Genomic DNA, 4,846 nt, shown 5'->3' on the forward strand with positions numbered 1-4,846 from the left:
ACGTCGCTGGCTCGCTAGCCGAACGTGATCACGATGCGCCGTTTTGTGTGATCACGATGCCGGAATCCGTGATCACGATGTGCCGTTTTGTGTGATCACGATGCCGCGGAATCGGTGATCACGATGCGCCGGAACACGCAGGTAGACCGGCAGCGACATCCCGCACTCGGAACCGCGACCGGCCGAACGAGCGCCGCTCGGCAAGCTCGCGCGCTTAGCCAGCAAAGCCGCTGCGATGCGGACCGCCGTTATGAAGTGGTCGACGATCGTTTGCCACTGACGTGCGCCGGTGCCCCGCCGCTTGAACGTGCAACTGAGCTGGCGACCTGCGCCGCCGACGTAGAGAACTGTTCGTCCAGTCATTGAATTCCAACTCTTTCTGGAAGTTTCTGGCCTCCGGATGTTGGCTACTGGCGGAGCAGCGATTGGCGCTGAGATGGGAGAACCAATTTTTCGCCGTTTTTGGCTTTATTTCCCTTTGCTCTCGCAGGCTTACGAAAAACTCATCTTTTTTTGGCGCCGCGCGACCGCCTGGACGTGGCGGGCTAAAGCGACACATGGAAGGACTTGGCGCGCGCCGCCGCGATGCTCGTGACACCTGCTCTCAGCGGGCGCTCGCGAGCGAGCCGAGGGCAGCCGCTATCGTGGCGGACGGCCGGGGCCGCGGGCGACGACTTTCGCCGGGGCCAGAAGCGCGCTGCCCTGCACACCGAGGTGGTGGGCGAGCGCCGCTACCGTGGACACGCGGACGTCGTACTCGCCTGCCTCGAGCCGCTGGAGGCGGCGAACGTCCCCTTTGAGTGCTGCCTCAGCCAGGTCCTCTTGCGACATCCCCAACTGTTCGCGCGCTCGACGGACGTTCGCCGCGAAGTACTCCGACAGCGGCTCGGGGCGTGAGCGCGGCACCCCTTAGGCGGTATCGGAATACCGCGTTCTTAATTACGGTATAATTCTACCGTATTTCCTCGGAATCGGCTAAGAACGGCTCGTTTGTGAGATCGAGCGGAAAACCGCGGGGAAGGAAACACCGGATGAACAGGCTGCTGCTGTTGCTATCAATGCTGACAATCCTTGCGGCCGGGTGCGCGTACGACGCTCCCCCCGCTGCCGCACCTCAACCCGCAGCGCCCGAGGTGCGACGCGAGCCCCAGCTCACCGGAGACGACCTGGAGCAGGCCATTGAGAAGAACGGGCGTGAGCGCGCGCGCAAGCAGGCGGAGGCAAGAGAGCGCGCCGCCGAGCGCGACCGGCAGCGCGAAGAAGCCAACGACGCGCAGGACGCGGCCGAAAGCCCTGCGGAGCGATCCGAACGGCAGAAGAAGGCTGCGACGTCCCAGCACGCCGTCGACAGCGCCGTCTACGGCCTCAAGCGCGGCGATCCGAACGACCCAACCGACCATGGTGTCCCCGCATATCCAGAGGTTCCTGAGCACGGTGCCGAGCAGCCCTAAACTGTCTCACTCCAATGCGCCCGGCCGGCTGAAGCGGCTAGTCACGGAACGAGCGAGGCACGGACCGTCGCTGATGCAGGACTCGAGAGCGGCGCCTGTAGCCGGTACGGGGAGTGACTCCATTACACTGGTGCCTAAGAGCCAATCTTGAGCAGCTCAATCGGAGCGCCCGGCCTGAACGGAGGCCGGGCGCGACCGGTCCTATCTAATTACCGTGTGCACGGTTGGTCGACGTGGATGGGGAACGGTCTGTTCCGCCACTCGACGCGACCGCTGGGCAAGCGGCGAGAGTGTCGAAAAATTATCCGACCGCCGCAATGAATGCATGAAGCCATGGGTACCTCCTTTCTGAAGTGCCCCTGGCGGCAGCGCACGCTTGCGTTCGCTGATAGGTGAACTACCGTAGAACTCGAGCTGAGCGTTCGGTGCTGCCCTCCAAGGGGTGCTGGGCGGCCAGTGTAAGAAGCTCGGGTTGCACCCCGAGCTTCTTGCTTTGTGGTGTCCCGCCGGCGCACCACTGCAATTCGATCGCCGAATGCGATCCGAGATTCTTTATTCAAGGCGCGCCGCCTTCAACGTCGAGCGCCACCAAGTCGAGAAGTTTTGTTAGCTTCAATACGTCTTGCTTCGTGAGCCGAGCTGGCACGCGGAGCACGGCCTGGCCCGACGAAAGCGTTAGCTGAAACGTTTGTCCGTCGGACTGCATGTCTGCGGAGCGGGGTTCGGCCGCGCGCGGTTCGGCTGCGCGCGGTTCGGCTGCGCGCGGTTCGGCTGCACGCGGTTCGGCTGCACGCGGTTCGGTTGCACGCGGTCCGGCTGAGCGCGGTGTGTCGCTGACCTCCTCATCGCGCAGAGCGGTGTCATCATCCTGCTCGCGGTGTCCCAGAGCCCGCCTCCCTGCCGTAAGGAACTGTCCATCAGCGCTGATCACCCCGGCATAGCTACCTGAAGCGAGAAAAATGCCGGCGGCTTCCTCCGCGACCGCACGCATGATCCCGTGATCCCGATACAGGATGTTCGGGAGAGCACCAGGCACCCTGCCGTGCGGCTGAAACTTCGCGACGAGTTCACCGAAAAGCGTCGGGTGGGAAAAAGCCCGTGCTTTGGCTGCCTCGAACTCACCCTCGTCTTTGGGATGGAGGAGTTCATCGGCCAAGGGGCTAAGGGAGTAGCTGGCCCCGTCTCGCTCCAGCATTCCGTACTGAACGAGAGCTGCAATCTTGCGGGCGACCAACCCTTGACCCTTCTGGTAGCCCCAAGCCTGGGCGAGAGAATCTCGGTCGTGGCTGCCATGACCCAGCTGATCGACAACAGCCGACGCCAATTCGGCTGCTTTTTCCAGCGAAACGACAGGGTAAGCGCGACTTCTGGCCATGGGTTCTCCTTAGACCCATGTAATCTAGACCACCTCACTCCCTTATGCAAGCGGTGGTCTTTTTGCGATAAAGCGGCTCTCTTTTAGATATTACCACTGAACTTCCCGAGCATCTCGTGGCTTTTTCACGGTTCAAGACTGACGACTCCTCAAATTACGCGAAATTAGACTGCCATTCTGAGAATGACTCCCCCGGCGGCATGAACACGCCTTGATCCTGGCGCCGCGCGGTTCTGGTCACCGCCGCCAGGCTAGGCGTCGTTTTGGATTCCGCCTGACAGGTGAGGGGCCGTTGTTAGGGTTCGTCCTCAGAAAGTGGTACGGGCCGCCAACCACAGGCATTATCGCCGCATGGCAGCGGGTTTGGGGATTGCTTCCGGAGTTGCGCAAAAGGGTAGGACGAGTGCCATCCCAAGTTCCACGTTGGGGCTGAAAGAGACCCACACGGACGAGCTTGTGTTCGCCCTGTGCGGGCCGATCGGCTCGTCCCTGCAAGCGGTCACCTCGACTCTCGAGAAGTTGCTGCGGGATCAGTTCGACTATGAGGTCAAAGTCGTTCGGCTCAGTGAAATTATCGAACAGTTGGATGGGAACCCGGTACCAAAGGCGGCGTTCGCTCGAGTAAGCCACCTGATCGAGCGTGGCAATCTCCTGAGGCAGAGGTTTGGCCCAAGTATTCTGGCAGACGTGGCAATCAGAGAGATTGCCGTTCGGCGCGAAGAACGAAAGCTGCCGGACGATCCTGTGGGAGTCTACCGCCCCGCTCGCGTTTGCCACATCGTCGACTCGATCAAGAATGAGGCTGAGTTGGAGGCCCTTCGGCTTGTCTACCGAGACATGCTGCATTGCATCGGCGTGTTCTCGCCCATGCCGCACAGAGAACAGCATCTGAAGGCAAAGGGCATGGATCTGGCCGAGATCTACAAGTTGATCGACCAGGATTCAGGCGAGGAATTCTCGCACGGGCAAACTGTTCGGAAGACGTTCCCGAAAGCCGACTACTTCCTTCGTGCGCCGCTGAACGGCTTGAATGTGGTTGAAGCCCGCATGCTCCGATACCTGAACCTGGTCTTCAGCACGGCGGTTATCACCCCCACGACAGCTGAAACGGCCATGTACCAGGCGGCATCAGCGTCGCGGAATTCGGCCTGCCTGTCGAGGCAGGTCGGTGCATCGATCGTGGACCAAACCGGTTCGCTCTTGGCTATCGGATGGAACGACGTTCCGCGCTTCCAAGGAGGGCTCTACGTAACCAGGGCGGAAGACGTACCGCAAGGATCGGAAGACCATCGATGCGCGAATTGGGGGGGGAAGTGTCACAACGATGCGGAGAAGAGCTTGATCGCAGCGGAGGCGACTGAAGCCCTAGCCAAGGCCGGACTCCTAGTCGGTGACCGGGACGCGGCGATCAGGACCATCCTTGAATCAAAAGTGGGACGCCTCATTGAGTTCTCTCGAGCGATTCACGCGGAGATGCATGCAATCTTGAACGCGAGCCACTCCGCTGGCGCTCGACTGAAGGGAGCCTCCCTCTACTGCACGACCTACCCTTGCCACTACTGTGCCCGGCATATCGTCGCGGCCGGGATAGTCTCGGTCTATTACATCCAGCCGTATGGGAAGAGTCTTGCAGGAAAGCTGCACCACGACTCAATTTCGGAAGCCGAGGGCACCCAGAACCGGGTTACGATCCTACCTTACGATGGCGTTGCCCCTAGTAAGTACCTGCAGCTTTTTGCTATGCCGGCCGACGAGCGCAAGGATAACGGCGGCGTGCTAAAAACTCGAAACTCGCGCGACGCTCGACCGAAGAGCGAGGTGACCTTAGAGTCGCTTCCTGCGTTGGAAGGACTTGTCGTGACTCGCCTTAGGAACCAGAACCTTTTGAGCTCTGACGAAGGAGGCGCGGCGTGAAGACTCCCAAGAAACCGTCTCAACTTGAGCTAACCTTTTCCGAACGTCGTCCGGCGTCACAGCCGAAGCCCACGACGGTCATTGAGCTGAGTTCCGCCCGCCGTCG

Annotated in this window: 4 protein-coding genes; 2 read left to right on the top strand and 2 right to left on the bottom strand. The window is 61.0% G+C overall.

Features of this window, described 5'->3' with window-relative positions:
* Window positions 1-639 precede the first annotated feature (639 nt).
* A complete protein-coding gene (locus VHD36_19610; protein HVU89545.1) occupies window positions 640-906 on the bottom strand; it encodes a helix-turn-helix transcriptional regulator in 267 nt (88 codons plus the stop codon).
* A 125-nt stretch (window positions 907-1,031) separates the two neighbouring features.
* Here VHD36_19610 and VHD36_19615 point away from each other — a divergent pair, with 125 nt between their 5' ends.
* Window positions 1,032-1,451: a hypothetical protein gene (locus VHD36_19615; GenBank protein ID HVU89546.1), complete on the top strand. Its 420-nt coding sequence runs from the start codon at window positions 1,032-1,034 to the stop codon at window positions 1,449-1,451.
* Window positions 1,452-2,007: 556 nt separating this feature from the next.
* Here the strand turns inward: VHD36_19615 and VHD36_19620 are convergent.
* A complete protein-coding gene (locus tag VHD36_19620; GenBank protein ID HVU89547.1) occupies window positions 2,008-2,826 on the bottom strand; it encodes a hypothetical protein in 819 nt (272 codons plus the stop codon).
* Window positions 2,827-3,249: 423 nt separating this feature from the next.
* Between VHD36_19620 and VHD36_19625 the strand changes: the two genes are divergently transcribed.
* Window positions 3,250-4,740: an anti-phage dCTP deaminase gene (locus VHD36_19625; protein ID HVU89548.1), complete on the top strand. Its 1,491-nt coding sequence runs from the start codon at window positions 3,250-3,252 to the stop codon at window positions 4,738-4,740.
* Window positions 4,741-4,846: the final 106 nt, after the last annotated feature.

The sequence above is a fragment of the Pirellulales bacterium genome (assembly GCA_035546535.1).
Classification (GTDB): Bacteria; Planctomycetota; Planctomycetia; order Pirellulales; family JACPPG01; genus JACPPG01.

Bases quoted from the DNA above. Each gene is read 5' to 3' on its own strand.
- VHD36_19615 (HVU89546.1), top strand. From the start codon at position 1,032: ATGAACAGGCTGCTGCTGTTGCTATCAATGCTGACAATCCTTGCGGCC.
- VHD36_19620 (HVU89547.1), bottom strand. From the start codon at position 2,826: ATGGCCAGAAGTCGCGCTTACCCTGTCGTTTCGCTGGAAAAAGCAGCC.